Raw genomic sequence first — 23831 nt, 5'->3', positions numbered from 1 at the left:
ACGCGAACGCCGAAGGCGGGGAGCGGGCAGGCGCGCGCGATGCGCGCTAGATCTTGCGATAGAAGATATGATTGCCGATGTTGACCGTCTTTTCGAGCTGCTCAGCCCAGCTCGGGGAGACGTAATGGGCATGGTAGAAGGTGGCGTTTCCGGAGAGGTCGCGCATATATCCGCTTTTGACGAGCGTTGCAATCCGAAGGGCGCGATCCCAGGAGACCATATCTGTCGGCTCATCCGACTTGCCGTCACAGGCGAAGGAAAACTGGCAGGCGTTGCGGCGATGGCTGCCTTCAAAGACAATCTCGCAATAGCTCTTGGATCGGTCCAGCACGCGGTTGTGGACAACCTGTGCAACCGCGATCTGGCCGCTGTAGGGCTCGCCGCGAGCCTCGAAATAAACGGCCTGGGCGAGACAGACAAGATCCGGATCATCGGCCGCAGCGACATCTGACTCGGCATCCGCCGGCGTGAAACAGGCCATTGCGAAAAGCGAGGTTGCAGTAACCATGGCCGCGAGAAGGCCCAATCTTTTTATATACATTGCGCCTCCTTCCAAATTCACGGGAGCCTAGAGTTGCTTTCGTGAGTAAACCCGGGGAAAGGGGCAGAATTATGACTTTGCGTTAGCCCGCCGCGCCGCCTTGCGCCGGGTGCGGGAGATTTCGAGAAGGGCGAGCTTTTCATCCCGGCTCATCAGGACCCAGCCGCCGATTTCATCGCGGGTGCGATAACAGCCGCGGCAATAGACAGTCTCCTCATCCATGCTGCAAATGCCGATGCAGGGAGAGGGGACGTCGGGAGCTTTCTTGTTTTTCTTGTTCAGCTGTAACATATCTTTCTTTCTTAATGTAATTTCTCAAATGCGCCAAGGAGCGTATCGAAAGGCAGAAGGACGCAGTTGTGCCGGCTCGGATGCGCGCTCACGGCGCGAAAATGCCCGAACTCGGGCCACGCGATCACGCTCGTCTCCGTCTCCTCTCGCAGCATATTCGCCATTTCGGCGCGCGCATCAAGAATATCTGCAAAAGTCTTCCCAACGGCATTTTCCCCGATGAGAGAGGCGGACGCCTGGCAGAGCATGCAGGAGCGGTTCTGATGCTTGAGATCGGTAATCACGCCGTCCCGGACTGTGATCTGGACAGTAATCCGGTCGCCGCAGGTGGGATTGTCGCGCGTCTCCTCCGCGTCGGGCTTGGCGATTTCGCCCGCCCCGCTCGCGTTGGCGGCAAGCCGCAGCAAACTCTTCTGATAAAGCTCGTCCATTCGAAGGCCCTTATGATTGGCGAAATTTTTCCAGTATATCGGGCGTGTCGATATCCGTGAAAATACTTTCCTTGTCGGCCTCGACATTGAAGACCAGATCCTCGTTTTCGGCAATCAGTGATTTGGCGCCGATATCGCCGGTCAGCGTCTGGATCGATTCTTTGAGGTCAGTTGCAATCAGGACCGGATTGCCGCGTTTGCCGCGATAGGTCGGGACGACAATGCTGCGCCCGTCCGCAACATCAAACGCGTCGATCAGCTTGTCGAGCAGGGCGGCCGTGATAAAGGGCATATCTCCAAGGCAGACAAGGATGCCGTCATAGCGATCGGCAAGGGCGCGAAAGCCCGTTTTGAGGCTGCTGCTGAGGCCGCTCGCAAAATCCGGATTGTGGACGGTTTCTATCTTCAGATCGGCAAGAAGGCCCTGGACGCGCTCGCGCTCATGTCCCGTGACCGCATAGACGGCGCGGGCGTTGGACTTGATGGCTTCTTCAGCGATATGACGGAGCAGGGGCTTGCCACTGATCTTCGCGAGGAGCTTGTTCTCCCGTCCCATGCGGCGCGACTGGCCGGCCGCAAGTATGAGAACGGCAACGGATTTGCGATTATCAGGGCTGATCGGCCGCATTTCCTGCTGGCGCGGCTGCGGGCGGCCCGGAATTTCCTTGAGCAGTCCCCCTTCGCCGAGATCCATTAGATCCGTACTCGTGATCGGAATATCGGCGAGAAGGCGCTCCAGCACCCAGTCAAAGCCGTTCATTTTCGGCGAGCGGGTGCAACTCGGCAGCCCGACCACCGGCTTGCCGCGCAAGTTCCCAAGAAGGAGGAGGTTGCCGGGATCGACCGGGATGCCGAGATGATCGATCACCCCGCCGGCGTTCACGATCCCCATCGGGATGATGTCGCCGCGATCCGTGATGGCGGAGGCGCCGAAGATGAAGATCATGTCGCAGCCTTCGGCATCCAACTCCCGGATGCTCGCGGCGATATCATTTTCGTTGTGAGCGCATCTCCGTAAATGATTGCTTTCATTACCATATCTTGAAAGGCGATTTTCCATCACCTGCTCGGATCGGGTGATAACGCTCTCCTTCGTGCTTGGCAGCAATGTCGAAATGACGCCGATCGACTTGCGCGCGAAGGGCTGCACGGAAAGGAGCGGCGTCTTTGCCTCCGCGACCAGCTTTTTGATTGCCGCGATCTTTTCTTCCGGTACAGAAAAGGTAATGATCTTGACGGTCGCAATGATCTGGCCGCTCTCGACAAGATCATAGGGCGACATGGTGGCGACGGTGATCGCCTCGTCGAGATGATTGATCGCCCGCAGAAGTTCCCGGTTCAAAAGGACGATGCCGCGCCGGTCGGCGGTGAGATTGCAGCGCCCGGTAAAAGGCGGCTTCACGGTGACATTGGGTCCGTTGAGAAGCGAGGAGATGATCTCGGCCGCGTTATTTTCTTCGACATCCCCATCCTCAAGACGAGCCGCAAGAACCGCATCCATCCCATTGAATTTTAAGCGCTCAATATCTTCTTTTGTGAGGATATGTCCCTTGCGGAGGAGCTTTCCGGGCGCCGTCTCCACGGCATGGGCAAGCAGCGTGCCTTCGGCTTCATCGAGGGGGAAACGTTTGAAAATCATGACGCCGCCTTTCCGCGCAGCACGGCCGTGATTTCCGCCATGATGGAGATGGCGATCTCCGCCGGCGACTTGGCGCCGATATCAAGCCCGATGGGGCCGTGAATGCGCGCGAAATCCGCCTCCGTAAAGCCGGCTTTCAGAAGGCGCTGCTGGCGCTTGGCGTGGGTGCGGCCGCTTCCCAATGCGCCGATATAGAACGCATCCGAGCGCAGCGCATGTTGCAGCGCCGGATCATCGAGCTTGGCGTCGTGGGTGAGGGTGACAATGGCGCTTCGCCGGTCCGGCTTGAGATCCGCGAGCGCCTCATCGGGCCAGCGGTTATCGAGATGGACGTTCGGAAAGCGGAAGGTGGAGCCGAAGCTGCGGCGCGGATCGATGACCGTCACCTCATATTCGGCGCTTGCCGCCATGGGCGCCAGACTTTGCGCGATATGTACGGCGCCGATAATAAAAAGCCGAAGCGGCGGGTTGAAAATATTGAGAAAAACCGAGCCTTCGGGCAGATCGACGACGGCCGGCTTATCATGCCGGAGGGCTGCTCGAGCGGCGTCATAAAGATCTGATTTCTTATCCATTTCAAATGGATAGATGAGTTCCTGATCTCCGTTTCCGAGGTTCGTGACCAGCACGACCTGTCGCTTTTCCGCCCGCGCCTTCTGTAATTCTTCAAGAACGGCTTTTCGCATGGCGGCTTAGTCCAGCTTTTCCACGAAAACGCTGATCTTGCCGCCGCAGGCAAGGCCGACTTCCCACGCCTCGTCATTGGTGACGCCAAATTCGAGCAGCTTCGGCGCGCCCTTGTCCATGACCGCCAAGGCCTCCTGAATGACCGCGCCTTCAACGCAGCCGCCGCTGACCGAGCCGATCATTTCACCGTCTTCGTCCACGGCGAGCTGGCTGCCGGCGGGGCGGGGCGCTGACCCCCAGGTATTGATAACGGTCGCGAGCGCAACTTTTTTGCCCTGTTCCCGCCAGTCAAGCGCCTGGGCGAGAACGTCGTCAACGGGCAGGGAGGATGGATGTGTCATGCGGCAAAGCTCCTATTTTCCGGGAACGCCTCCTGCGGCTTCGAGAGCGCATCGGCAAGGTCGCGGAGGCTGTTGAGATTATGCACGGTACGGAATTGGTCCACATGGGGCAGGATCGCCTTCACTCCCTTGGAGCGGGGCTCGAACCCCTCAAAGCGCAGCAGCGGGTTCAGCCAGATGAGCTGGCGGCAGGATTTGTGCAGCCGCTCCATCTCGGCGCCGAGGCCTTCGCCGGCCGAACGATCGAGCCCGTCCGAGATCAGCAGCACAATCGCCCCCTGACCGAGAACGCGGCGGGACCAGAATTTGTTGAACTCGCGAATGGTCGCCCCAATGCGCGTCCCGCCCGACCAGTCCTCGACCCGCTCACCCACCGCTTCAAGCGCGGCATCGACATCGCGGTAGCGCATAAAGCGGGTGATATTGGTGAGGCGAGTGCCGAAAACAAAAGTATGTACCCGGTCCCGATCATTGGTGAGGGCGTGAATGAAATGCAGCAGCATCCGGCTGTACTGCGCCATCGAACCCGAAATATCACAGAGAATGACAAGCGGCGGCGGGCGGCTCGCGCGGGATTTGAAACGGAGCGGAATGGTCGCGCCGCCGCTTTTGAGGCTGGCCCGCATGCTCCGCCTCATATCGATCATTTTCCCATGATTGTCAGAAACTTGCCGGCGTATCTTGACGTTTCGAATTGGCAGCTTTAGCGTTGCCATGACGCGTTTTGCTTCCTCCATCTCGGCGCCGCTCATGGTCTCGAAATCTTTCGACTGCAAGAGCTCGCTGTCGGAGGCGGTGAGCGTCGCGTTGATCTCGATCTCTTCCTGCTCCTCCGTGCTTTCCGCATCGACCGGGGCGGGCGCGAGAGCTTCTGACAGGCGGCGGCTGATTTCTTTCTGATCATCGCGTTTGACGCTGTCGAGAAATGTTCCCGGCAGCATCATGTCCATCATCCGCTTCAAAAGCTCCGGATTGCGCCAGAACACGTGAAAGGCCTGATCGAAAATTTCGCGCTGATCGCGGCGGTTGACGAAGACCGAATGCAGCGTCCAGTAAAAATCCTCCCGGCGGCGGATGCCCGCCGCCTCGACGGCGGCGAGGGCCTCGATCACCCGGCCGGGACCCACAGGCAGGCCGGCGCGGCGCAACGTGCGGGCGAAATGCAGGATATTCTCCGCAAATCTGCCGCCATCGATATCGCCGGCGTCTGTCATGCTGTTTCCATCTCGCTATTGATCCGCTGGATAATCATCGCCGCTTCGCTGCCCTGCACTTTGGCGATGTCATCCTGATATTTCAGCAATACACCCAGGGTATCATTAATAATATCGGGGTCGAGGCTGATGATATCAAGCTCGGTCAGCGCATTGGCCCAGTCCAGCGTCTCGGCGACGCCCGGCAGCTTGAAGAGGCCCGGATCCTCGCGCAGTTGCTGCACGAAACGGACGATCTGTTCCGAAAGGCGGGCGTTCACGCGCGGCAACTTGCGATTGATGATCTCTTTTTCGCGCGCCGCATCGGGGTAATCGACCCAGTGATAGAGACAGCGGCGCTTTAATGCATCATGAATCTCCCGCGTGCGGTTCGAGGTGATGATGACACAGGGCGGCTCGCTCGCGCGGATGGTGCCAAACTCGGGGATGGTGATCTGGAAGTCCGAGAGCATTTCAAGGAGGAACGCCTCAAACGGCTCATCGGTGCGGTCAAGCTCGTCGATCAGCAACACGGGCGCAGTGCCGCCCGTGGTCTCGAGCGCCTGCAGGAGCGGTCGCTTGATAAGGAAGCGTTCAGAAAAAATATCGCTTGCCAGCCGGTCGCGGTCCGCATTCTCGGTCGCCTCGGCGAGGCGGATTTCGATCATCTGGCGCGGATAATCCCACTCATAGACCGCCGAGCCGATATCCAGCCCTTCATAGCATTGCAGGCGGATCAGCGGCCGCCCCATCTGCTCGGCGAGAACCTTGGCAATCTCGGTTTTCCCGACGCCCGCTTCGCCTTCGAGAAAGAGGGGACGGCGCATCCGGAGCGCAAGGAAAAGCACGGTGGCGAGGCTGCGATCGGCGATATAATTGGCCTGCTGCAGTATTTCCTGAACGCTGTCGATCGATTGTGCCGGGTTCTCTGTCATGGGTGGCATCCCCTGGGGTTCACTGGTCGCGCGCGACCGCTTCCAACGATTGGAAGTTTTTTTAAAACGAGGAAGAAGAAAAGGGGAAGTCAAAATCTCCCCTTTTCTCCCTCAAGGGTAAAGCTGTTACTTCGCTGCTTTTACCGCCCGCGCCGCCATAACCGAAATCAGATGGGCGCGATATTCGGCCGAGGCATGAATATCCGCATTGAGATCGGATGGATCGGTGCGGATACTGGCGACGGCATCGGGCGAGAAATTGCCGTAAAGCGCGGCTTCCATCTCCCGTTGCCGGAAGACGCAGGGGCCGGCGCCGGTCACCGCAACGCGGACGCCGCCTGACGTTTTGGCGACGAACACACCGGTTAGTGCGAAGCGCGAGGCGGGATTCGGGAATTTGGCGTAGCCCGCCTTTTCGGGGACGGGGAAGCTGACTTTTGTGACGAGTTCCCCGTCTTCAAGCGCGGTCTCGAAGAGATCGACGAAGAAATCCTCCGCCGCGATGCTGCGCTTGTTCGTATGAACCGTGGCGCCGAGCCCGACCAGCGCAGCGGGATAGTCCGCCGCAGGGTCGTTATTCGCGATGGAGCCCCCGATGGTGCCGCGATTGCGGACCTGCGGATCGCCAATCAGGCTCGCAAGATGGGCGAGGGCGGGAATGGCCGACTTCACCTCCGCCGAGCCCGCGACATCCGCATGACGCGTCATCGCTCCGATGGTCACCTCCGAGCCGCTGACGCTGATCCCCTTGAGATCGGGAATGCCGCCAAGATCGATCAGCTTGTCGGCTTCCGAGAGGCGCAGCTTCAAGGTCGGCAGCAGCGTCTGCCCGCCGGCCAGAAACCGGTCGTTCTCCCCCGCCGCGCCGGCCGCTTCCGTGACCCCCGAAGGGCGTACATAATCGAAAGAATACATTTTTGCTCTCCCTTCTAGTTGCTGTTGAGGACACGCCAGACTTTCTCGGGCGTGGCCGGCATGTCGATATCCTTGCCGATCGCATTGACGATCGCGTTCATCAGCGCCGCCGGAGCGGCGATGGCGCCCGCTTCCCCGCATCCCTTGACGCCGAGCGGATTGCTCGGGCAGGGGGTGTTGGTGGTTTCAATGCGGAAATTCGGCAGATTGTCGGCCCGCGGCATGCAGTAATCCATGTAGGAACCGGTCAAAAGCTGACCGCTGTCGTCATCATAGATCACGCCTTCGAGCAGCGCCTGGCCGATGCCTTGCGCGACGCCGCCATGGACCTGGCCTTCGACGATCATCGGATTGATGATATTGCCGAAATCATCGGTCGCCGCCCAGTCGACGATCTCGACGACGCCGGTCGCGGGATCGATCTCCACCTCGGCGATATGCGTGCCCGCCGGGAAGGTGAAGTTGAGCGGATCATAGAAGGCGGTTTCCGACATGCCGGGTTCAACATCGGCCGGATAGTTGTGCGGCACGTAAGCGGCAAAAGCGATCTCGCCCATGCTGAGCTTCTTGTCGGTTCCGGCAACGGTGAAGACGCCATGCTCATGCTCGATATCCTCAACCGAGGCTTCCATGAGATGGGCGGCGATTTTCTTCGATTTCTCAACGATCTTGTCGACCGCCTTGATAATCGCCGAGCCGCCGACGGCAAGCGAGCGCGAGCCGTAGGTGCCCATACCGAAGGGAACTTTACTGGTGTCCCCATGCACGACCTCGACACTTTCGATCGGCACGCCAAGCTTGTCGGCGATGATCTGCGCAAAGGTCGTCTCATGCCCCTGGCCGTGGCTGTGACTGCCGGTAAAGACCGTTACGCTGCCGGTCGGGTTAAAGCGCACTTCCGCCGATTCCCAGAGACCGACACCGGCCCCGAGCGAGCCGACCGCCGCCGACGGCGCAATGCCGCAGGCCTCGATATAGGCCGCAACGCCGATCCCGCGCCGTTTGCCGTTCGCTTCCGACTGCGCCTTGCGGGCCGCGAAGCCGTCGTAATTGATCAGCTTCTTCGCCATATTCATGGCGAGCGGATAGTTGCCGGAATCATAATTCATGATGACCGGCGTCTGATAGGGATAGGCGTCCGGCTGGATAAAGTTTTTCAGCCGGAACTCGGTCGGATCCATGCCGAGATCCCGCGCCGCCGTTTCCATCATCCGCTCGACCACATAGGTCGCCTCCGGCCGGCCGGCGCCGCGATAGGCATCGACCGGGGTGGTGTTGGTGAAGCCGGCCTGCACCTCGCAGTAGATATGCGGGATCTTGTACTGACCGCTGAGGAGCGTCCCATAGAGATAGGTCGGCACCGCGCTCGCGAAAGTCGAGAGATACGCCCCCATATTGGCTTTCGTCGAGACGCGGAGGGCGAGGACCTTGCCCTCCTGATCCATGGCGAGTTCCGCATGGGTCACGTGATCGCGGCCATGTGCGTCGGTGAGGAAGGCTTCACTCCGCTCCGCCGTCCATTTGACCGGACGGTTGATCTTGCGCGCCGCCCAGATGGTCGTCGTCTCTTCGGCATAGACGAAGATCTTGCTGCCGAAACCGCCGCCGACATCCGGGGCGACGACGCGGAGCTTATGCTCCGGCGCGATGCCGAGGAAGGCGGACATGATCAGCCGCGCGACATGCGGGTTCTGGCTGGTGGTGTAGAGCGTGAGCTCGTCGGTCCCGGAATCATATTCGCCAAGCGCTGCCCGGGGCTCCATGGCATTGGGGGCGAGGCGATTGTTGACGAGATCAATCTTCGATATATGCGCAGCGCTTGCGAACGCCGCATCGACCGCGGCTTTATCGCCGAGTTCCCAATCAAAACAAAGATTTCCGGGCGCTTCTTCATGCACCTGCGGTGCGCCGGGTTCAAGCGCCTTGGCAATATTCGTGACCGGCGTCAGCACGTCATAATGTACGTCGATCAACTCGGCCGCATCTTTCGCCTGCTGCAGCGTCTCGGCAATGACGAAGGCCACCTGATCGCCCACGTGACGCACCGCGTCGACCGCGAGGCTGTTGTGCGGCGGCGCCTTGTGCGGGGTGCCGTCCTTGCTGGTGATCGCCCAGCCGCAGATCAGCCCGCCGATACCATCCGCGACCATATCCGCGCCGGTAAAGATATCGACAACGCCCGGCGCTGCCCTGGCCGCATCCAGATTGATGCTTCTGATCTTCGCGAAGGCGTGGGGCGAGCGGAGGAAATAGCCGTAAGCCTGACCCGGCCTGTTCATATCATCGAGATAACGTCCCTTGCCGGTAATAAACCGGTAGTCTTCCTTACGCCTGACCGATGCGCCGATCCCTGTTTCCTGTGTCATGCCTCATCCTCCCATGATCTCCGCGGCGGCTTTCACCGAGCGAACGATATTGTGATAGCCGGTGCAGCGGCAGATATTCCCTTCCAGCTCGGTCCGGATTGTCTCCTCGCTCGGGTTGGGGTGGCGGTTCACGATGCCGATGGCGCTCATGATCATGCCGGGGGTGCAGAAGCCGCACTGCAAGCCGTGATTTTCACGGAAGGCCGCCTGCATGGGATGGAGTTCGCCGTTCTTGGCGAGCCCCTCGATGGTCGTCACCTCCGCGCCTTCGGCCTGTACGGCCAGCATGGTGCAGGATTTGACGGTGTCGCCATTGACATGCACGGTGCAGGCGCCGCACTGGCTGGTGTCACAGCCGACATGGGTGCCCGTCAGGCGCAGATTTTCACGGATAAATTGAACGAGCAACGTATTTGGCGCCACATCGGCGCTGACTTTTCTGCCGTTCACCGTCATCGACACGGTTGTCATATGATCTTACCTCCCTTGATCTTACGAAATGAATCGGGTCTTTTAAGTCTAACCTTACCTCAACTGTTCACATGGTCTCTATACGAGTTTTAACTCAGGCATCCCGTCCCTCACGGCGGAATGATCCGGTGCGGGCCGCTCAGCCGCGCGCGAGGAAATAGATGATCGCCGCGCCGATAATAACGAGCGGGACAAGAACGCGGGGGCGCAGCCAGGCGGGCGTGGCGGGCTCGATCGCGGCGGGCGGTGCCTCGGGAACGGGGGGCCGGCCTTGGCTGCCGCCGCCTGGAATAGCGTGGGCCGCTTCCGCCGCTTCTTCGCCGGTTTCGGCCATTTCTGCGGGGCCGGCCGCGCCTTCGCTCACCAGTTCGTTGAATTTCGCAAAAAACTCGCCCGCGAGCTTTTTTGCCGTCCCGTCGATGAGGCGTGAGCCGATCTGCGCCATCTTGCCGCCGACGGAGGCATTGACGTCATAGTTGAGGAGCGTTCCGTCCGGCGCGTCGCTGAGGCGGATATCGGCGCTTCCCTTGCCAAACCCTGCAGCGCCGCCCTTGCCCTCACCGGAGATTGTATAGCTGTTGGGCGCATCGATATTGCTGAGCGTGACCTCGCCCTTGAAACTGGCGGAGACCGGGCCGACCTTGACTTTCACCGTCGCCGTAAATTCAGTGTCGCTCAGCTTTTCAATGGACTGGCAACCGGGAATGCATTCTCTGAGGATTTCCGGGTCATTGAGAGCGTTCCAGACCTTATCGCGCGGGGCAACGATAAGTTCTTCGCCGGTCATTTGCATGAGCTCACTCCCACTTTTTCTTATAACGATTCCAGCCTACTCCAATTATGACGGGTAGAGCAAGCGGGTTATCAAAGCGCGTGTTTAAGGCGAGGCGTTGCAACCATCGCGACAGGCAGCGCAGGCGCGACGCGCCGCCTTTTGCGCCGTTAAACGCTGATTAACCATTCCCGGTTACCCTGACGGGGCTTATAACAGATGAGGCATTGTCCCATGCGCCCTGCTGCAAGATCCACCTATGATATTCTCGCCTGGCTGAAAGCGCGGGACTGGCCATCCGGCCCGATTGACGCGCCGGCGCATGCCATCCGGCTTCTCTATCTGGCCCAGGCGCTCTATGCCGCCGGAAACCGGCAGCGCAAGCTGATGCCGGCAACCTTTCTTGCAACCGTTGCCGGGCCGATGGAACCCGATATTTATCTCGCGCTCGAAAGCGGCGTGAAAATCAGCCGCCCGCTCAAACCCTCGGCCGAGGTCGAGGCGTTTCTTGTCTCCTTCTACAATGCATTTCGCGATTTCGGCAAAGTCGAGCTTGATATCGTGCTTGAGAAGGATACGGCGCTCCGCACCGCGATTGCGCGCGGGCGCAATTCTGAAATCACGCAGGCCGATATGGCCTCCGCCTACAGCAAGGGCGTTCCGGTCGTGACGGGGGAGACGCAGCGGCTCGCGCGCGGCATAGACGGGTTGGGCCGGTCCGATCTCGACGCGGCGCCGAACGCCAAGCAGGAAGTCCGCTTTACGGCGGACGGCCGCTCCGTCACCCGCTGGATGCCGAAGCGGCGAATCACCTCACGAACGCCCGTCCTGAACTAGACTTTTCCGCTACTGCAGGAAGCGGTAGAAGAAAAGCGCAAGGCCGCCGAGCGCCGCGACAATAACCGTTACCGCCGTGCTCGATGCCGTTGTCCGCGACATGACGCGATCATTGCCATGCGTGAGAGACACGGCGCAGAGGATATAGCCGACAAGCCGCAGGCCTGCGCCCCGCAAAAACGCCCAGACGGCGCCGACCAGCCGGCCGACAGCGAAGGCGAGACGCTTCAGCCCGACGCGATAGACCCAGTCGAAATCGAGGATCGTCGAGGCAACCTCCCGTGGATAGAGCCCATAGCGCAGCATCAGCGCGAAGGCGGCAACCGCGAGGACGAGGAGCTGCAACGCCGTCAGCACATGGCCGAAGGAATAGGGGTTGTAGACCGGCTCGAAGGGCAGCAGCGCGAACATCGCCTGCGGGAAGACGCCAAGCGCGACGCAGAAGAAGGCGGCAAACCCCATGGCGAGCAGCATGTTGAACGGCGCTTCCCTGACGCGGAGGCCGCGGTCTTTCGAGAAGAAGGTGAAGAAGGGCACCTTGATGCCCGCATGATCCATAACGCCCGCGCGCACCACCAGCAGCACCAGCGTCACGGCAACAAGCCCATGATCGAGCGCGGCCGACTGGATCATCGCTTTCGAGACGAAGCCGCCCGTCAGCGGGAAGCCCGCGATGGAAAGCGCGCCGATGATGCAGAACACTGCGGTCACCGGCATCGAACGGAAGAGGCCGCCAAGCTCCGACGCGCGCGCCGTGCCGGTGCGATATAGCACTGCACCCATACACATGAAGAGGAGGCTCTTGTACATAATATGCACGAAGGCATGCGCCGCCGTGCCGTTCAGCGCAAGCTCCGTTCCGACGCCGACGCCGATCACCATGAAGCCGAGCTGGCTATTCAGCGAATAGGCGAGCACTTTGCGCAGATCATTCTCGAGCACCACATAGATGATCGGGAAGATCGTCATGACAAGGCCGATCGGGATCAGGATATCCGTCCCCGGAAAGGCCCGGGCGAGCGCGTAGATGGCGAGTTTCGTCGTAAAGGCGGAGAGGATGACGGTGCCGGTAACTGTCGCCTTCGGATACGCATCCTGCACCCAGTTGTGGAAGAAGGGAAACGCGCTCTTGATCCCGAAGGCGATCAGGATAAGCGCGCTCGCGATGCCGCCAAGGCCGATATGGTTGAAGGCGACGGAACCGGTCTCGCGATAGTAAAGGATGATCCCGGCAAGCAGGATGACGCCTGACGTCACCTGGATGATGAGATAACGCATGCCCGCCTTGTAGGAGGCTTCCGTCCGGCTTGCGAAAATGAGAAAGGCGGAGGCAACGGCCGTCAGCTCCCAGAAGACGAAGAGCGTGATCATGTCGCCCGCGAATACCGCGCCGATGGCCGCGCCGATATAGATCAGCGCCGTCAGATGCTGCACCGTGTCCTTCACATGCAGGGAATAGATCATGCCCATCAGCCCGGCGAGGGCGAAGACGATGCCGAAGATGCGGGCGAGGGGGTCGATACGCGTCACCTCGAGGGTGAGGCCGAGAAACTCATAATGTCCCCAGCTGCCAAGCCCGAGCGTATAAATCTGCACCAGCGCGAGAATGGGCAGTGCGAGCATCACGAGGGCACGCAGGAAGCCGCTGCTGAGCGGCACCAGTAGCGCACCCAGAATGACGATGATCCCGGGATTAAGACCTTCAATCATAGTAATCCTCGTCCCGCTTCAGGAGCGGCCGCAGCAAAATGGCGATCAGGATCAGCAGGACATAGCCGATCGCGCCGTAGAAGCCGTAAAATCTTTCAATATTTTCAATGCCGAAGGAGGCGTCTTTCGAAAACAGCGTGACGAACAGATCATAGAGCGCCGGGAGCGCCAGAAGGCCGGCGACACCGAGCAGGATTTTATAAAGCCTGTCGATATTCTCGGAGCTGTCCAGCCAGTGGGTTTTTTCATCATCCGGTTTTGCCATCTGTTCCATCCCTATGGCGTCACAACGGGCTCAATCAGCCTGACCAGCGGATCGGCAAGGAAGAAAAGGGCGATACAGCCCGCCGCCGTCAGTACGGGCGGCAGCACGCAGAAGAGTGGGGCTTCGCGGATATCCTCCCAGGAGAAGTCGGACTTCTCCTGTCCCGGCAGCGGCGCGGCAGCAGTATCCGCCCGCGGGGGCAGGAAGAAACCGCGGATCACGACTGGCATCAGATAGGCGATATTGAGAAGCGAGCTTATCAGCAGCACAATAAGGACGATCAGCTGGTCCGTATCGACTGCACCGATCATCAGGTAATATTTGCTCCAGCTGCCGCCGAGCGGCGGCAGGCCGATGATGCTGAGGGAGCCGATCAGGAAGGCGATGAAGGTGATCGGCATCTTGCGCCCCAGCCCCTGCATATCGCTGATTTCCGTCTTGTGGGTCGCCGTATAGATCGCGCCCGCGCAGAAGAAGAGGGTGATCTTGCCAAAGGCGTGCATGACGATCTGCAGCGCGCCGCCGGTCACCGCCATCGAGGTCGCGAGCGATGCGGCAAGGACGACATAGGCGAGCTGGCTCACCGTCGAATAGGCGAGTCGCGCCTTCAGATTATCCTTGGTGAGTGCGACGACGGAAGCGGCAACTAGCGTGTAGGCGGCGACCCAGGTGAGCCAGTTCGCGGCGCCCGTCTCGGCCAGAAAGTCGATGCCGAAGACATAGACAGCGACCTTCAGCACGGCAAAGACGCCCGCCTTGACGACCGCGACCGCATGGAGCAGCGCGCTTACCGGCGTCGGCGCGACCATGGCGGCCGGAAGCCAGCGATGGATCGGCATCAGCGCGGCCTTGCCGATGCCATACATATAAAGGAAGAGAAGAACGGCCGCGATGGTGCCGCTCACATGGCCGGCGAGAATGCCGCCCTTCACGAAATCGGTCGTCCCCGTCAGCATCCATGTCCAGATAATGGCGGGGAGCAGGAGGCCGATCGAGGTGCCGATCAGGATCCCGAGATAGGTCCGTGCGCCGGCAAGCGCCTCCTTGTTCTTCTTGTGCGCGACCAACGGATAGGTCGAGAGCGTCAGGATCTCGTAGAAAATGAAGAGCGTCAGCAGGTTGCCCGAAAAGGCGATGCCCATTGTTGAGGAGAGGGCGATCGCAAAGCAGATATAGAAGCTTGTCTGCCGCGGTTCGTCATTGCCGCGCATATAGCCGATGGAGTAGATCGAATTGACGATCCAGAGGCTCGAGGCGACCAGCGCGAAAACCATCCCGAGCGGCTCCACCGTGAGGGCGAGCGCAAGGCCCGGCATGACTTCGAGCATGGTCACGGCAGGCGACAGGCCGTTTGCGACATGGGGCAGTATGCTGAAGACATTGAGGCAGAGAAGCGCCGCCGTGGTGAGCGTTACCCCTTCGCGTACATCGGGCACGCGCGAGAAGATCGCCATCCCGACAGCGCCGATAAGCGGAATGATAAGGCTGAGCAGGAGATGGGTCTCAGGCGCAAACATGACTTACATCCCCCCCATGAGGAACGCGGCGGCGGTCTGGGAAATGCCGACGCTGAAGCTCGTCTCAACGCCGAAATAATAGCCGGCAATGATGAAGATCCAGGTCGGGATGAGGAGCGACAGCGGCGCCTCCCGCACCACGTAGCCTTCGGGCGGATCGCGGAAATAGGCCACCTCGACCACCCGCCAGATATAGAGAACCGCAAGCAGACTCGAGAACATCAGCAGGCCGACCAACGCATAGCCAAGGAAATCATGGCGCTCGAAGGCGGCGACGGCGAGATACCATTTGCTGATGAAACCGGCGGTCAGCGGCATGCCGATCAGCCCGAGGCCGCCGAGCACAAAACCGAAGGTGGTCAGCGGCATGCGCCGGCCGATGCCCTCAAGATCCTTGAGCCAGGCGGAGCCGACGACGAAGAACATGCAGCCGACCGAAAGGAAGAGGCCGGTCTTGATGATCGCGTGGTTGAAGATATGGACAAGCGTCGCCGTGAGGCCCGCCTCGCTCGCCAGCGAAATGCCGAGCACGAGATAGCCGAGCTGCGCCACACTCGAATAGGCGAGAAGGCGCTTGAGATTGCTCTGGTAGATTGCGACGGCTGACATGGAGAGAAATCCCGCGACCGCGAGCGGCATCAGGAAATCGGCGAGTGCGAGACCGGCGAAGCTGTAGTCAGCGCCAAATACCGTGAAAATAAAGCGGATCAACAGGTAGACGCCGACCTTGGTCGCGGTGCCGGCGAAAAAGGCGGTGACGATGCTCGGCGCAAAAGTGTAACCGTTCGGCAGCCAGACGTGAAAGGGAAAGAGCGCAAGCTTGATCGCGATGCCGAGTACGATAAAGGCGACCGCCGCGAGGATCGGGCGTGTCGCTTCGATATCGGGAAGGCGCGCCGCCATATCGGCGATATTGAGCGTGCCGGTCATCAGATAGATGAGCCCGACGCCGATCAGGTAGAGGGTCGCGCCGACGGTGCCGATGATGAGATACTGGAAGGCGGCTGAGAGCGCCCGGCGATCGCTCCGCGCGCCCATGGCGATAAGCGCGTAGGAGGAGAGCGACATGATTTCGAGAAAGACGAAGACGTTGAACGCATCGCCCGTGATGCAGATGCCCATCATGCCGGTCAGGGCAAGGAGATAGAGCGCGAAGAAGAGACCGAGCTGCACGGGGCGGGTCTCATTCGCGATGCTCTCGCGGGCGAACAGCAGCACGCCGGTGCTGATGCCGCTGATCAGCACCAGCATGAAGGCGCTCAGCAGATCAACCACATATTCGATGCCCCACGGCGCCGGCCAGCCGCCGAGATAATAGGAAATCGGGCCGGTCGCCACCACCTGCAGCATCAGCTCGATGCTGAGATAGAAACTGGCGGCGCTGATGATCGTCGTCAGCAGCCACGGAAACACCGTGCCGCGGAGTACCGCGCAGACGGGCGCCGCCAGCAGCGGCACGATGATGACGAGGATTGGAAACTGGGAACTCCACGCACTCATATCAGTCCTTCGCCTCCATCTCGAGGATCTCGTCCTCCTCAATCGTGCCGTAGGCTTCGCGGATGCGAACCACCAGTGACAGGCCGAGTGCTGTCGTCGCGATGCCGACGACGATGGCCGTCAGGATGAGCACATGGGGCAGGGGGTTGGAATAGATAACCTCGGTTCCGGGCGGAACATCGGTAACGACGATCGGCGCGGTGCCGCCCGTGATCTTGCCCATGCTGATATAAAAGAGAAAGACGGCGATCTGAAAGAGCGAAAGCCCGATCATCTTTTTGACGAGGTTGGTCCGGCTCATCACCGTATAGAGCCCGATCATCAGCAGGATGACAAAAATCCAGTAGTTGAACAGGTCCAGGATCATTGCTTTTCCCCTTCCGTTCGCGGCTCGGGTGATGGATCCTGCGGGACGCGGCCTCTCGCGGCGCGCTGCTGATCAATAAGCAGATCGACGCGCCCGACAAAAGCATAGAAAATCGCCAGCATCGCCGCCGTCACCGTGATCCCGACGCCAAGCTCGACGAGCAGGATGCCAAGATGCTGCCCGGCAATCGGATCGGATGCGAGCACGTTATAGTCAAGGAAATTGACCCCCAGCAGCATGCCCGCAACGCCGGTGCCGCCGTAAATCAGCACGCCAAGCGCGATCAGAAACAGGATGGTCGTTTCGCTGACGATCTGGCGCGATCGCTCGAGACCGAAAACAAGCGCGTAAAGGATGAAGGCGGCGGCAAAAATCACGCCCGCCTGAAAGCCGCCCCCGGGGCCGAAATCACCATGAAACTGGACGTAGAGGGCGAAAACGAGAATGAAGGGAATGAGCAGCTTGGCGATAATGTTCGGAACAATGTCCTGCACGCTCCCGAGCCCGGTGATGCTGGGGCCGAGGCCGTCACGAAGGAACAGGTCCGCATCATCCCGCGCGTTATGGCGGCGGCGCTGCTGGCGCAGAATCATGATGACGGCGATACCAGCGGTGAAAATAACCGTTACCTCGCCGAAGGTATCATAGCCGCGATAGCTTGCGAGAACCGCGGCAACCATATTGGGCACGCCGATTTCGGTCGGAGTTTCCTGAACATATCGCGGCGCGACGTGGGTCTGCACCGGATTGTCGGCGCCGCCGACGGGTGGCATCTCGAAGCTCGCGAAAATAAGAATTGCGCCGACGGCAGCAGAGACGAGCAAAGGCACGGGCGCAAATTTGAGCCGTCCCTTTTCTCCCGCGCCGACAAGGGCCAGTGTTCCGATATAAAGCACCGTGCTTATGCCCGCGCCGACGGCCGATTCCGTGAAGGCGACGTCGACCGCGTCGAGACTGATAAAGATCAGCGCCATGGTGAAGCTGACGATGCCGAGCACCATGGTTGCCACAAACAGGTTGCGGACCAGCAGCACCGTGATGGCGCCAGCGATCAGCAACAGCATCAGAAAGATATCGATAAAGGCAGCGATCGTCCCGTCCCCTCTTGCAGATAGCGTTACGCGTCGGTGTTTCGGTTGGCGGTATCGTCGTTGCCAAAACCGTCGAGCTTGGGCTTCAGGCCGTCAACATAGCTTGCCTGCGCAAGCGCGTAGGCCGCTGTCGGACTGGTAAAGAAAATGAAAACGACGATGATGAGAAGTTTGGCGGTGACGAGACTGAAACCGCTCTGCAGCGCGAGGCCGACAAAAATGCAGACGGTTGCGAGCGTATCCGCCATGCCGCCCGCATGCATCCGGGTGTAAAGGTCGGGAAAACGCAGCAGGCCGATGCCGGTCATTAGCAGCAGGCCGCTTCCCGCCAGCATCAGTACCCAGGTCGCGATATCAAGAACAAGATCAATCATGCCGGTCCGCCGGTTTGGAGAGGGTGCCGCGCAGCGTGCCGAATTTGAAATATTTCAGCACGGCGAGGGTGCCGATAAAGTTGATCAGCGCATAGACGAGCGCGAGGTCGAGAAAATCGGGACGGCCGCTCAGAAATCCCATGACACCGATCAGCAGCACCGTCTTGGTGCCGACAGCATTTGCCGCGAGAATACGATCATAGGAGGTAGGGCCGAGAATGGCGCGCAGCAGCGCAAGCGCGATGCTGACCAGAATGGCGATGGTCGCGATGGCATAAATCATGAGCGCGCGGACCCTTCCATCATCGCCGTAATGCGTCGGTCCATGTCTCCCGCCAGAACGCCTTCGGCGCCCCCGGTGGTCAGGGCATGGATGAGAAGCTGGTCGCCGTCAAGATCAACCGTGACGGTTCCGGGTGTCAGGGTGATGGAATTGGCGTAGATGACCTTTCCAAGGTCGCTTTTCTGGCTGGCCGTGGCCGCGAAAAGGCTCGGGCGAAGGTAGGCTTTGGGAAAGAGAACGCATTTGGCGACATCGATATTGGCCTTGTAGATCTCGACCAGAAGCCAGCACCAGTAGGGAATGATGCGAAAGCCGAGGTGTAACGGCTGCGCTTCACTGTCGATCACGCGCATGCGATGGGCGATCCAGGCGGCGAAAAGACAGGACAGCACGCCAAACCCGGTTACCAGAGGCGTATAATGCCCGGACCACAGCAGCCACGCGGCAAGAAGAGTAGCAAAAAGACTAACGGTTCTTATCAACGCCCTGATCTTCCTTGTTATCGGAATGGTTCTTGTTGTGATTGTGAGCGGGCCCTGAACCCCGCGACTCAAAAGCCGTCCGCACGTATATGCCACGGGAAGATCGATGCCGCAAGCATCAACCGAAAAATTCCGAATGCGGAAAATCGTCGCAGGCGAAACGCCGCTTTATGGGGCGCGAATACTGGCCGCTACTCTGCACAGTAGCCAATTCGAATATTGAAAGTTTTCGTAATATTATGTTAAACTGACGAACTGGCAAAGCGTTGGGAAACGCCTTGCACGTTCGGGAGTAATATATGACAGCCAAAATTGAACAATTGAGGAGTAAATCGGAAAGCGCAAAATCCAACGAGACCCCGGAAGCAACCTTTGAAATGACGGGACGTGTTAAATGGTTCAACACGGTCAAAGGTTTTGGCTTTCTGACGCCAGTCAACGAACCGGGCGATATTTTTTTGCATCTTTCCTGCCTGCGCGAATCCGGTCATGAGTATGTGGCTGAAGGAGTAAGTGTCACCTGTGTCGTCGTTCGGCGTTCCAAGGGATTGCAGGCCATTAAGGTCCTTGACATTGATACATCCACCGCCGTGCCGTTCGCGCCGCGGGTGCCGGAGAAAAACAATGTCACGACCCATCCTGCCGTACAGCCGCAAGGTGACTTCGTCGAAGTTGAAGTGAAATGGTTCGATCCCGTAAAGGGGTACGGCTTTCTGACACGCGGCGACGGGACGCAGGATATTTTCGTGCATATGGAAACCCTGCGCCGCGAAGGCATCCTGCCCATTCAGGCCGGACAGCGGTTAAGGGTCCGTATCGGCGACAGCGCCAAGGGTCCGCAGGTTGCAGAGATTGAACGCCCGGCCTGATGTGCCGGACGCTCCTTTGTTTTTTATAACGAATGGTCGTTACCTGATAACGACAGCGTAGTCACTTGCGGGTTTTGCCTCCCGGATCAGCCCCTGCTGGAGCAGAAAGGCGGCAAAACGTTCGTACCGCCCGCTATCGAGCGCTGCCGGGCGAAGCGCGAAGCGCGGCAGCGTCGCGGCGAAGGCGCGCCGGTTAAGCTCGTCATCGAGGTCCTTGTGATTGCGGATAAAAAGCTCCCAGCTTTCTTCCGGATGGTTGACGAGATAGTGCGCCGCTTGCTCCAGCGCCTCGATAAAGCGGGGGAGGCGCGCATCCTCAAGATTGGCGCTGTTGGCGACGAGAATCAGTTCGTCATATGCCGGAACACCCTCTTCCTCGGGGAAAAATGCCCGCCCGGGCGATCCTTCGATATCCAGCTGGTTCAGCTCGAAATTGCGAAACGCGCCGATGACCGCATCGACCTGGCCGGCGAGCAGGCTCGGCGAGAGGGAGAAATTCACATTGATCAGCGTCAGTTCATCGAGCGTAACGCCGTGCGGCTCCAGCATCCGTTTCAGGAGCGCGGTCTCAAACCCGCCGATCGAATAGCCGATCTTGCGGCCCTTCAGATCCGCGAGTGATTTAACCGGCCCGTCCCGCAGCACGACCACGCTGTTGAGCGGCGTTGCAATCAGCGTCGCGACGCGCTTCAGCGGCAGCCCTTCGCCAACCTGCATATGCAGCTGCGGCTGGTAGGTGATGGCGAGATCGGCTTTCCCGGCGGCAACCAGCTTCGGCGGATCATTGGGATCAGCCGGCGCGATCAGCTCGACGTCGAGCCCTTGCGCCTCGAAAAACCCCTTCTCCCCGGCGATGATCAGCGTCGCATGATCAGGATTGACGAACCAGTCGAGAAGGACAGTCAGCTTGTCGGCTGCCGTTGCGCGCGCCGCGCCGCCGAGCAGGCTGAGGGAAAGGATAACGGATAAGAGAACACGTTGCATTTAGAACTCCGTTGCTTGCGAAGGATAGGGGTGCGCGCGCGGGCCGGCTCTTTCCTCGCCAAGCCAGGGCAGCGCGCGGCGGAGGATGAAATCGACGAGATAGTAGAGCGTCAGCGCCATGGCGGTCAGGACCAGCAGGCTCGCGAACATCAGGTCCGTCTGGATCCGGGCATTGGCGTGCAGCATCAGGTAACCGAGGCCGGAGGAGGCGCCGACCCACTCGCCAACGACCGCGCCGATGGGCGCGACGGCGGTCGCGACGCGAATGCCGGAGGCGAGCGAGGGCAGCGCGAAGGGGATTTTGATATAGCGATAGAGCCGGACGATATTGGCCAGCCGCACCCTCGGCCCCGATTGCTGTAACAGCGCCGCGAGGTTCAGCCATGCCGGATCGGTGCGGTTCAGGCCATCCAGAAAACCAACCGTCACGGGGAAATAGATGATCAGCAGGCTCATGACAATTTTTGGCGCCATCCCGTAGCCGAGCCAAAGCACCAGCAGCGGGGCGATGGCGAAGACGGGAACAGCCTGGCTCGCAATCAGCAGCGGGAACACCCAGCGGCGAACCGGCTGCCATGCCGAAATCAGCAGCGCCGACATCATCCCGAAGAGAATCCCAAGCAGCAGCCCGGCGATGATTTCAAGTCCCGTCGTCAGCGCGTTCCCGGCAATCAGGGTGGCGTGGGTGACAAGTGCCTCGCTGACAATCAGCGGGGAGGGCAGGATAAATTTTGGCAGATCAAACGCGGCGGTAACCAGCGCCCAGAGACCGATCAGCCCGGCAAGGGTAATAACAGGGCGAAGAAGACGCATAATCAGTCCTCTCCTCGCGCGGCAAGGGAGGCCATGATTGCCGAATAATGATGCTTCAGCGCGTCGGTCGCCGGATCGCGCGGCGGCACGCCTTCTGGACGGAGCGCCCTTGAGAGCCGCGCGGGGTGCCCCGCGAGCACATAGATGTCGTGGCCGAGCCGCAGTGCTTCCAGCGGGTCGTGGGTAATCAGGAGAACGGTGCGCCCCTCCAGCATCCCCGCGGCAAGGGCCTGCAGATGGAATTTCGTGATGGCATCGAGCGCGGAAAAGGGTTCATCCATCAGGACAACCGCCGCATCCTCCATCAGCGTGCGGGCGAGGGCAAGGCGCTGGCGCATCCCGCCGGAAAGGGTATCGGGACGGGCATCTCGCCATTTCGCAAGGCCGACCTTGTCGAGCAGGCGATCAGCGCGGGTACGGTCCGGTGCGTCGCCGCGAAGCCGCGCCCCGATCAGGAGATTGTCATGCACGCTCGCCCAGGGGAGAAGGAGATCCTGCTGATCCATATAGGCGATGCGGCCCGTGAGCGGCCGCCCGTCACTTGCCGCGAGAGAACTTGCCGCCGGAAGCGGCAGCAGCCCCGCGATGATTTTGAGAAGGCTGGTCTTGCCGACCCCGCTCGGGCCGAGCAGGCAGGTGATGCGCCCCGGCCGGAGGGTGAGGTCGAGGTCACGCAGCAGCACGTCGTCGTCATAGCGAAGCGCGTCGAGCTGAAGCCTTACGCCGACAGGGGGCGCGATTGCATTTGCGGGAGTTGCCGCGCCGGCCTCCGCATCTAGAAAGCGGGCTGAATAGTCACGGTCCATTGATCTCTCGTTCCTACGCAGGTATTAACCTGATCAGGTGTCGGGGTCGTTCCAGCGATGGAACCTCTCAGCCGTACCGGCTCCCCCCGAGGGTGCTTGGGGTGTACTATAAGGGCTTAACCTTGCGGGGCAAAGGATATTTCTGAAGATGCCGTTGCGTGCTGTAGGAAAAGGACGCATTTTTCTTATTCTTGCGAGCTGGCTGCTGCTCCTTGCCGTCGATATGCGCATCGCGGCGGCGGGCGAGCTGGAGCCGCTTGTCATCCGAGGCGAGAAACAGCAGATCGAGCTGCAGATCGAACTCGCCGATGATCCGGCCGCGCGGAGCTACGGGTTGATGCACCGCAGCTATCTTCCGCCGCTGCAGGGGATGCTGTTTCATTTCGCATCGCAGAGCCCGGTCAGCATGTGGATGAAGAATACCGAGATCCCGCTCGATATGCTCTTTGCCGATGAAGCGGGAAAAATTCTCTACATCAAAAAGAATGCCGAACCCCATTCGCTCGAGCATATTACCTACTATGGCGCGGTCCATGCGGTGCTGGAAGTGAACGGAGGGTTCTCTGAAGAATTTGACATCCGGGTAGGGGATATTATGATCCACCGTCTTTTTCGCAATCAGTAATGCCGGGATAATAATGAACAAACAAGATACCGGAGTCTTTTCCATTCCGGACGGATTTGTCCGAAATGATGGAAGTTCATCCTTTGCTGCGCATACCGGGCCCTATTACCAGAAGATCACCGCCGACAATAAAATGATCCGCGGCTTTCGCGTCGCCAGGATTCATCTGAACGCGACCAACTTCACTCATGGCGGGATGCTGATGACATTCGCCGACGGGGCCATGGCGGCGACCGTCGTTCACGAGACGGGCCGCCGGTGCGTCACCCTCAAGATGAACTCGGAGTTTCTTTCCTCGGCCTTCGAGGGCGACTGGATCGAGGGGCATTTCGATGTTCTTCGCACGACGAAAACCATCGCCTTCGTTCAGGGCGGGCTGGTGGCGCGCGGCAAGATGATTTTCAAATGCGACGGGATCTTTCATTTCGTCCGCGCGAGAAGCTGACGGATATTCTGCGGACGACCGATTTCCGGCTTGCGGGTCCGGGCATCATGGTATAGATCATCGCCATGCCGTCGGGGCGTAGCACAGCCTGGTAGTGCGCTCGCTTTGGGAGCGAGAGGTCGCAAGTTCGAATCTTGCCGCCCCGACCATTCTTCCCCCTTAAAATTAGCCCGCAATACTGCGCTTTCGATTGCCCGGGCGTAAAAACTCCCTAATATAATGCTGAAAACAGCTTTGGGGGGTGTCTATGCGTTTTCAGGTTCCGGGGAGATTGTTTCGAT

28 protein-coding genes, 1 tRNA gene and 1 riboswitch are annotated in these 23831 nt (G+C 59.9%); of the genes, 5 read left to right on the top strand and 24 right to left on the bottom strand.

Annotated elements, in window-relative coordinates; genetic code table 11:
* Positions 1–46: 46 nt before the first annotated feature.
* The 12 genes from V7Z56_RS10300 to V7Z56_RS10245 form a co-directional block, all read right to left on the bottom strand.
* Positions 47–541: a cell wall hydrolase gene (locus V7Z56_RS10300; protein ID WP_334129340.1), complete on the bottom strand. Its 495-nt coding sequence runs from the start codon at positions 539–541 to the stop codon at positions 47–49.
* 69 nt (positions 542–610) lie between these two features.
* The gene (locus V7Z56_RS10295; RefSeq protein ID WP_334129339.1) at positions 611–832 is read right to left on the bottom strand and encodes a DUF1289 domain-containing protein; all 222 of its coding nucleotides are present in this window, start codon (positions 830–832) and stop codon (positions 611–613) included.
* Between the two features lie 11 nt (positions 833–843).
* Entirely contained in the window at positions 844–1263 is a 420-nt protein-coding gene (locus V7Z56_RS10290; protein WP_334129338.1) for an iron-sulfur cluster assembly scaffold protein, read from the bottom strand.
* Positions 1264–1273: 10 nt separating this feature from the next.
* A complete protein-coding gene (locus tag V7Z56_RS10285; RefSeq protein ID WP_334129337.1) occupies positions 1274–2902 on the bottom strand; it encodes a molybdopterin-binding/glycosyltransferase family 2 protein in 1629 nt (542 codons plus the stop codon).
* Positions 2899–3588, bottom strand: coding sequence for an XdhC family protein (locus V7Z56_RS10280; RefSeq protein WP_334129335.1), 690 nt, complete (start codon positions 3586–3588; stop codon positions 2899–2901). Before V7Z56_RS10280 ends, V7Z56_RS10285 begins: the two co-directional genes overlap by 4 nt.
* A gap of 6 nt (positions 3589–3594) precedes the next feature.
* On the bottom strand, positions 3595–3930 hold the full coding sequence (locus V7Z56_RS10275) for an XdhC family protein (protein WP_334129334.1): 336 nt from the start codon (positions 3928–3930) through the stop codon (positions 3595–3597).
* The gene (locus V7Z56_RS10270; RefSeq protein ID WP_334129333.1) at positions 3927–5144 is read right to left on the bottom strand and encodes a vWA domain-containing protein; all 1218 of its coding nucleotides are present in this window, start codon (positions 5142–5144) and stop codon (positions 3927–3929) included. The genes V7Z56_RS10275 and V7Z56_RS10270 overlap by 4 nt, the downstream gene beginning before the upstream one ends.
* On the bottom strand, positions 5141–6067 hold the full coding sequence (locus tag V7Z56_RS10265) for an AAA family ATPase (protein WP_443023779.1): 927 nt from the start codon (positions 6065–6067) through the stop codon (positions 5141–5143). The genes V7Z56_RS10270 and V7Z56_RS10265 overlap by 4 nt, the downstream gene beginning before the upstream one ends.
* A 117-nt stretch (positions 6068–6184) precedes the next feature.
* Positions 6185–6973 carry an FAD binding domain-containing protein gene (locus tag V7Z56_RS10260; protein WP_334129331.1) on the bottom strand — a complete coding sequence of 263 codons (789 nt, stop codon included), beginning with the start codon at positions 6971–6973 and terminating at the stop codon, positions 6185–6187.
* Positions 6974–6987: 14 nt separating this feature from the next.
* Complete coding sequence (locus tag V7Z56_RS10255; protein ID WP_334129330.1) at positions 6988–9339, bottom strand: xanthine dehydrogenase family protein molybdopterin-binding subunit; 2352 nt, start codon at positions 9337–9339, stop codon at positions 6988–6990.
* Between the two features lie 3 nt (positions 9340–9342).
* Positions 9343–9810 (bottom strand): (2Fe-2S)-binding protein, encoded by a 468-nt coding sequence (locus V7Z56_RS10250; protein WP_334129329.1) that lies wholly within the window; start codon positions 9808–9810, stop codon positions 9343–9345.
* A gap of 139 nt (positions 9811–9949) precedes the next feature.
* Positions 9950–10603 carry a CoxG family protein gene (locus V7Z56_RS10245; RefSeq protein ID WP_334129328.1) on the bottom strand — a complete coding sequence of 218 codons (654 nt, stop codon included), beginning with the start codon at positions 10601–10603 and terminating at the stop codon, positions 9950–9952.
* 213 nt (positions 10604–10816) lie between these two features.
* On the opposite strand from V7Z56_RS10245, the gene V7Z56_RS10240 reads away from it, so the two are divergent.
* Entirely contained in the window at positions 10817–11419 is a 603-nt protein-coding gene (locus V7Z56_RS10240; RefSeq protein ID WP_334129327.1) for a hypothetical protein, read from the top strand.
* 9 nt (positions 11420–11428) lie between these two features.
* On the opposite strand, the gene V7Z56_RS10235 is transcribed toward V7Z56_RS10240, so the two are convergent.
* From V7Z56_RS10235 to V7Z56_RS10195, 9 genes are read right to left on the bottom strand one after another with little or no spacing between them, the layout of a single operon-like run.
* Entirely contained in the window at positions 11429–13129 is a 1701-nt protein-coding gene (locus V7Z56_RS10235; protein WP_334129326.1) for a Na(+)/H(+) antiporter subunit D, read from the bottom strand.
* Positions 13122–13394: a hypothetical protein gene (locus V7Z56_RS10230; protein ID WP_334129325.1), complete on the bottom strand. Its 273-nt coding sequence runs from the start codon at positions 13392–13394 to the stop codon at positions 13122–13124. Before V7Z56_RS10230 ends, V7Z56_RS10235 begins: the two co-directional genes overlap by 8 nt.
* Positions 13395–13405: 11 nt before the next feature.
* On the bottom strand, positions 13406–14911 hold the full coding sequence (locus V7Z56_RS10225) for a proton-conducting transporter transmembrane domain-containing protein (protein ID WP_334129324.1): 1506 nt from the start codon (positions 14909–14911) through the stop codon (positions 13406–13408).
* Positions 14912–14914: 3 nt separating this feature from the next.
* Positions 14915–16411 (bottom strand): monovalent cation/H+ antiporter subunit D family protein, encoded by a 1497-nt coding sequence (locus tag V7Z56_RS10220; RefSeq protein ID WP_334129323.1) that lies wholly within the window; start codon positions 16409–16411, stop codon positions 14915–14917.
* Between the two features lies 1 nt (position 16412).
* The gene (locus V7Z56_RS10215) at positions 16413–16778 is read right to left on the bottom strand and encodes a cation:proton antiporter subunit C (protein ID WP_334129322.1); all 366 of its coding nucleotides are present in this window, start codon (positions 16776–16778) and stop codon (positions 16413–16415) included.
* Complete coding sequence (locus V7Z56_RS10210) at positions 16775–17857, bottom strand: Na(+)/H(+) antiporter subunit B (RefSeq protein WP_443023791.1); 1083 nt, start codon at positions 17855–17857, stop codon at positions 16775–16777. Before V7Z56_RS10210 ends, V7Z56_RS10215 begins: the two co-directional genes overlap by 4 nt.
* Before the next feature lie 38 nt (positions 17858–17895).
* Complete coding sequence (gene mnhG, locus V7Z56_RS10205; protein ID WP_334129321.1) at positions 17896–18243, bottom strand: monovalent cation/H(+) antiporter subunit G; 348 nt, start codon at positions 18241–18243, stop codon at positions 17896–17898.
* Positions 18236–18526 carry a monovalent cation/H+ antiporter complex subunit F gene (locus tag V7Z56_RS10200; RefSeq protein WP_334129320.1) on the bottom strand — a complete coding sequence of 97 codons (291 nt, stop codon included), beginning with the start codon at positions 18524–18526 and terminating at the stop codon, positions 18236–18238. The genes mnhG and V7Z56_RS10200 overlap by 8 nt, the downstream gene beginning before the upstream one ends.
* Positions 18523–19008 (bottom strand): Na+/H+ antiporter subunit E, encoded by a 486-nt coding sequence (locus tag V7Z56_RS10195; RefSeq protein WP_334129319.1) that lies wholly within the window; start codon positions 19006–19008, stop codon positions 18523–18525. Before V7Z56_RS10195 ends, V7Z56_RS10200 begins: the two co-directional genes overlap by 4 nt.
* 299 nt (positions 19009–19307) lie before the next feature.
* On the opposite strand from V7Z56_RS10195, the gene V7Z56_RS10190 reads away from it, so the two are divergent.
* Positions 19308–19877, top strand: coding sequence for a cold-shock protein (locus tag V7Z56_RS10190; protein ID WP_334129318.1), 570 nt, complete (start codon positions 19308–19310; stop codon positions 19875–19877).
* Between the two features lie 39 nt (positions 19878–19916).
* Here the strand turns inward: V7Z56_RS10190 and V7Z56_RS10185 are convergent, their stop codons facing one another.
* The 3 genes from V7Z56_RS10185 to V7Z56_RS10175 all read right to left on the bottom strand — a co-directional run bounded on the left by V7Z56_RS10185 (position 19917) and on the right by V7Z56_RS10175 (position 22480).
* Positions 19917–20861 (bottom strand): ABC transporter substrate-binding protein, encoded by a 945-nt coding sequence (locus V7Z56_RS10185; protein WP_334129317.1) that lies wholly within the window; start codon positions 20859–20861, stop codon positions 19917–19919.
* A complete protein-coding gene (locus V7Z56_RS10180) occupies positions 20862–21674 on the bottom strand; it encodes an ABC transporter permease (protein ID WP_334129316.1) in 813 nt (270 codons plus the stop codon).
* Between the two features lie 2 nt (positions 21675–21676).
* Entirely contained in the window at positions 21677–22480 is an 804-nt protein-coding gene (locus tag V7Z56_RS10175) for an ABC transporter ATP-binding protein (RefSeq protein WP_334129315.1), read from the bottom strand.
* A riboswitch (TPP riboswitch) is annotated at positions 22474–22577 on the bottom strand. Its footprint overlaps the gene before it by 7 nt.
* Positions 22578–22628: 51 nt before the next feature.
* Here V7Z56_RS10175 and V7Z56_RS10170 point away from each other — a divergent pair.
* From V7Z56_RS10170 to V7Z56_RS10160, 3 genes are all read left to right on the top strand, one after another.
* A complete protein-coding gene (locus V7Z56_RS10170) occupies positions 22629–23105 on the top strand; it encodes a DUF192 domain-containing protein (RefSeq protein WP_334129314.1) in 477 nt (158 codons plus the stop codon).
* A gap of 13 nt (positions 23106–23118) precedes the next feature.
* The gene (locus V7Z56_RS10165; protein WP_334129312.1) at positions 23119–23550 is read left to right on the top strand and encodes a PaaI family thioesterase; all 432 of its coding nucleotides are present in this window, start codon (positions 23119–23121) and stop codon (positions 23548–23550) included.
* 72 nt (positions 23551–23622) lie between these two features.
* Positions 23623–23699: transfer RNA gene (locus tag V7Z56_RS10160), tRNA-Pro, on the top strand.
* Positions 23700–23831 lie beyond the last annotated feature (132 nt).

Source organism: Sneathiella sp., assembly GCF_036844445.1.
Classification (GTDB): Bacteria; Pseudomonadota; Alphaproteobacteria; order Sneathiellales; family Sneathiellaceae; genus Sneathiella.
This window is presented reverse-complemented; position numbering and strand designations above follow the sequence as displayed.

Excerpts from the sequence above, each read along its gene's own strand:
- V7Z56_RS10300 (WP_334129340.1), bottom strand. The coding sequence starts at position 541 with ATGTATATAAAAAGATTGGGCCTTCTCGCGGCCATGGTTACTGCAACC.
- V7Z56_RS10295 (WP_334129339.1), bottom strand. The coding sequence starts at position 832 with ATGTTACAGCTGAACAAGAAAAACAAGAAAGCTCCCGACGTCCCCTCT.
- V7Z56_RS10290 (WP_334129338.1), bottom strand. The coding sequence starts at position 1,263 with ATGGACGAGCTTTATCAGAAGAGTTTGCTGCGGCTTGCCGCCAACGCG.
- V7Z56_RS10285 (WP_334129337.1), bottom strand. The coding sequence starts at position 2,902 with ATGATTTTCAAACGTTTCCCCCTCGATGAAGCCGAAGGCACGCTGCTT.
- V7Z56_RS10280 (WP_334129335.1), bottom strand. The coding sequence starts at position 3,588 with ATGCGAAAAGCCGTTCTTGAAGAATTACAGAAGGCGCGGGCGGAAAAG.
- V7Z56_RS10275 (WP_334129334.1), bottom strand. The coding sequence starts at position 3,930 with ATGACACATCCATCCTCCCTGCCCGTTGACGACGTTCTCGCCCAGGCG.
- V7Z56_RS10270 (WP_334129333.1), bottom strand. The coding sequence starts at position 5,144 with ATGACAGACGCCGGCGATATCGATGGCGGCAGATTTGCGGAGAATATC.
- V7Z56_RS10265 (WP_443023779.1), bottom strand. The coding sequence starts at position 6,067 with ATGCCACCCATGACAGAGAACCCGGCACAATCGATCGACAGCGTTCAG.
- V7Z56_RS10260 (WP_334129331.1), bottom strand. The coding sequence starts at position 6,973 with ATGTATTCTTTCGATTATGTACGCCCTTCGGGGGTCACGGAAGCGGCC.
- V7Z56_RS10255 (WP_334129330.1), bottom strand. The coding sequence starts at position 9,339 with ATGACACAGGAAACAGGGATCGGCGCATCGGTCAGGCGTAAGGAAGAC.
- V7Z56_RS10250 (WP_334129329.1), bottom strand. The coding sequence starts at position 9,810 with ATGACAACCGTGTCGATGACGGTGAACGGCAGAAAAGTCAGCGCCGAT.
- V7Z56_RS10245 (WP_334129328.1), bottom strand. The coding sequence starts at position 10,603 with ATGCAAATGACCGGCGAAGAACTTATCGTTGCCCCGCGCGATAAGGTC.
- V7Z56_RS10240 (WP_334129327.1), top strand. The coding sequence starts at position 10,817 with ATGCGCCCTGCTGCAAGATCCACCTATGATATTCTCGCCTGGCTGAAA.
- V7Z56_RS10235 (WP_334129326.1), bottom strand. The coding sequence starts at position 13,129 with ATGATTGAAGGTCTTAATCCCGGGATCATCGTCATTCTGGGTGCGCTA.
- V7Z56_RS10230 (WP_334129325.1), bottom strand. The coding sequence starts at position 13,394 with ATGGCAAAACCGGATGATGAAAAAACCCACTGGCTGGACAGCTCCGAG.
- V7Z56_RS10225 (WP_334129324.1), bottom strand. The coding sequence starts at position 14,911 with ATGTTTGCGCCTGAGACCCATCTCCTGCTCAGCCTTATCATTCCGCTT.
- V7Z56_RS10220 (WP_334129323.1), bottom strand. The coding sequence starts at position 16,411 with ATGAGTGCGTGGAGTTCCCAGTTTCCAATCCTCGTCATCATCGTGCCG.
- V7Z56_RS10215 (WP_334129322.1), bottom strand. The coding sequence starts at position 16,778 with ATGATCCTGGACCTGTTCAACTACTGGATTTTTGTCATCCTGCTGATG.
- mnhG (WP_334129321.1), bottom strand. The coding sequence starts at position 18,243 with ATGATTGATCTTGTTCTTGATATCGCGACCTGGGTACTGATGCTGGCG.
- V7Z56_RS10200 (WP_334129320.1), bottom strand. The coding sequence starts at position 18,526 with ATGATTTATGCCATCGCGACCATCGCCATTCTGGTCAGCATCGCGCTT.
- V7Z56_RS10190 (WP_334129318.1), top strand. The coding sequence starts at position 19,308 with ATGACAGCCAAAATTGAACAATTGAGGAGTAAATCGGAAAGCGCAAAA.
- V7Z56_RS10185 (WP_334129317.1), bottom strand. The coding sequence starts at position 20,861 with ATGCAACGTGTTCTCTTATCCGTTATCCTTTCCCTCAGCCTGCTCGGC.
- V7Z56_RS10180 (WP_334129316.1), bottom strand. The coding sequence starts at position 21,674 with ATGCGTCTTCTTCGCCCTGTTATTACCCTTGCCGGGCTGATCGGTCTC.
- V7Z56_RS10175 (WP_334129315.1), bottom strand. The coding sequence starts at position 22,480 with ATGGACCGTGACTATTCAGCCCGCTTTCTAGATGCGGAGGCCGGCGCG.
- V7Z56_RS10170 (WP_334129314.1), top strand. The coding sequence starts at position 22,629 with ATGCCGTTGCGTGCTGTAGGAAAAGGACGCATTTTTCTTATTCTTGCG.
- V7Z56_RS10165 (WP_334129312.1), top strand. The coding sequence starts at position 23,119 with ATGAACAAACAAGATACCGGAGTCTTTTCCATTCCGGACGGATTTGTC.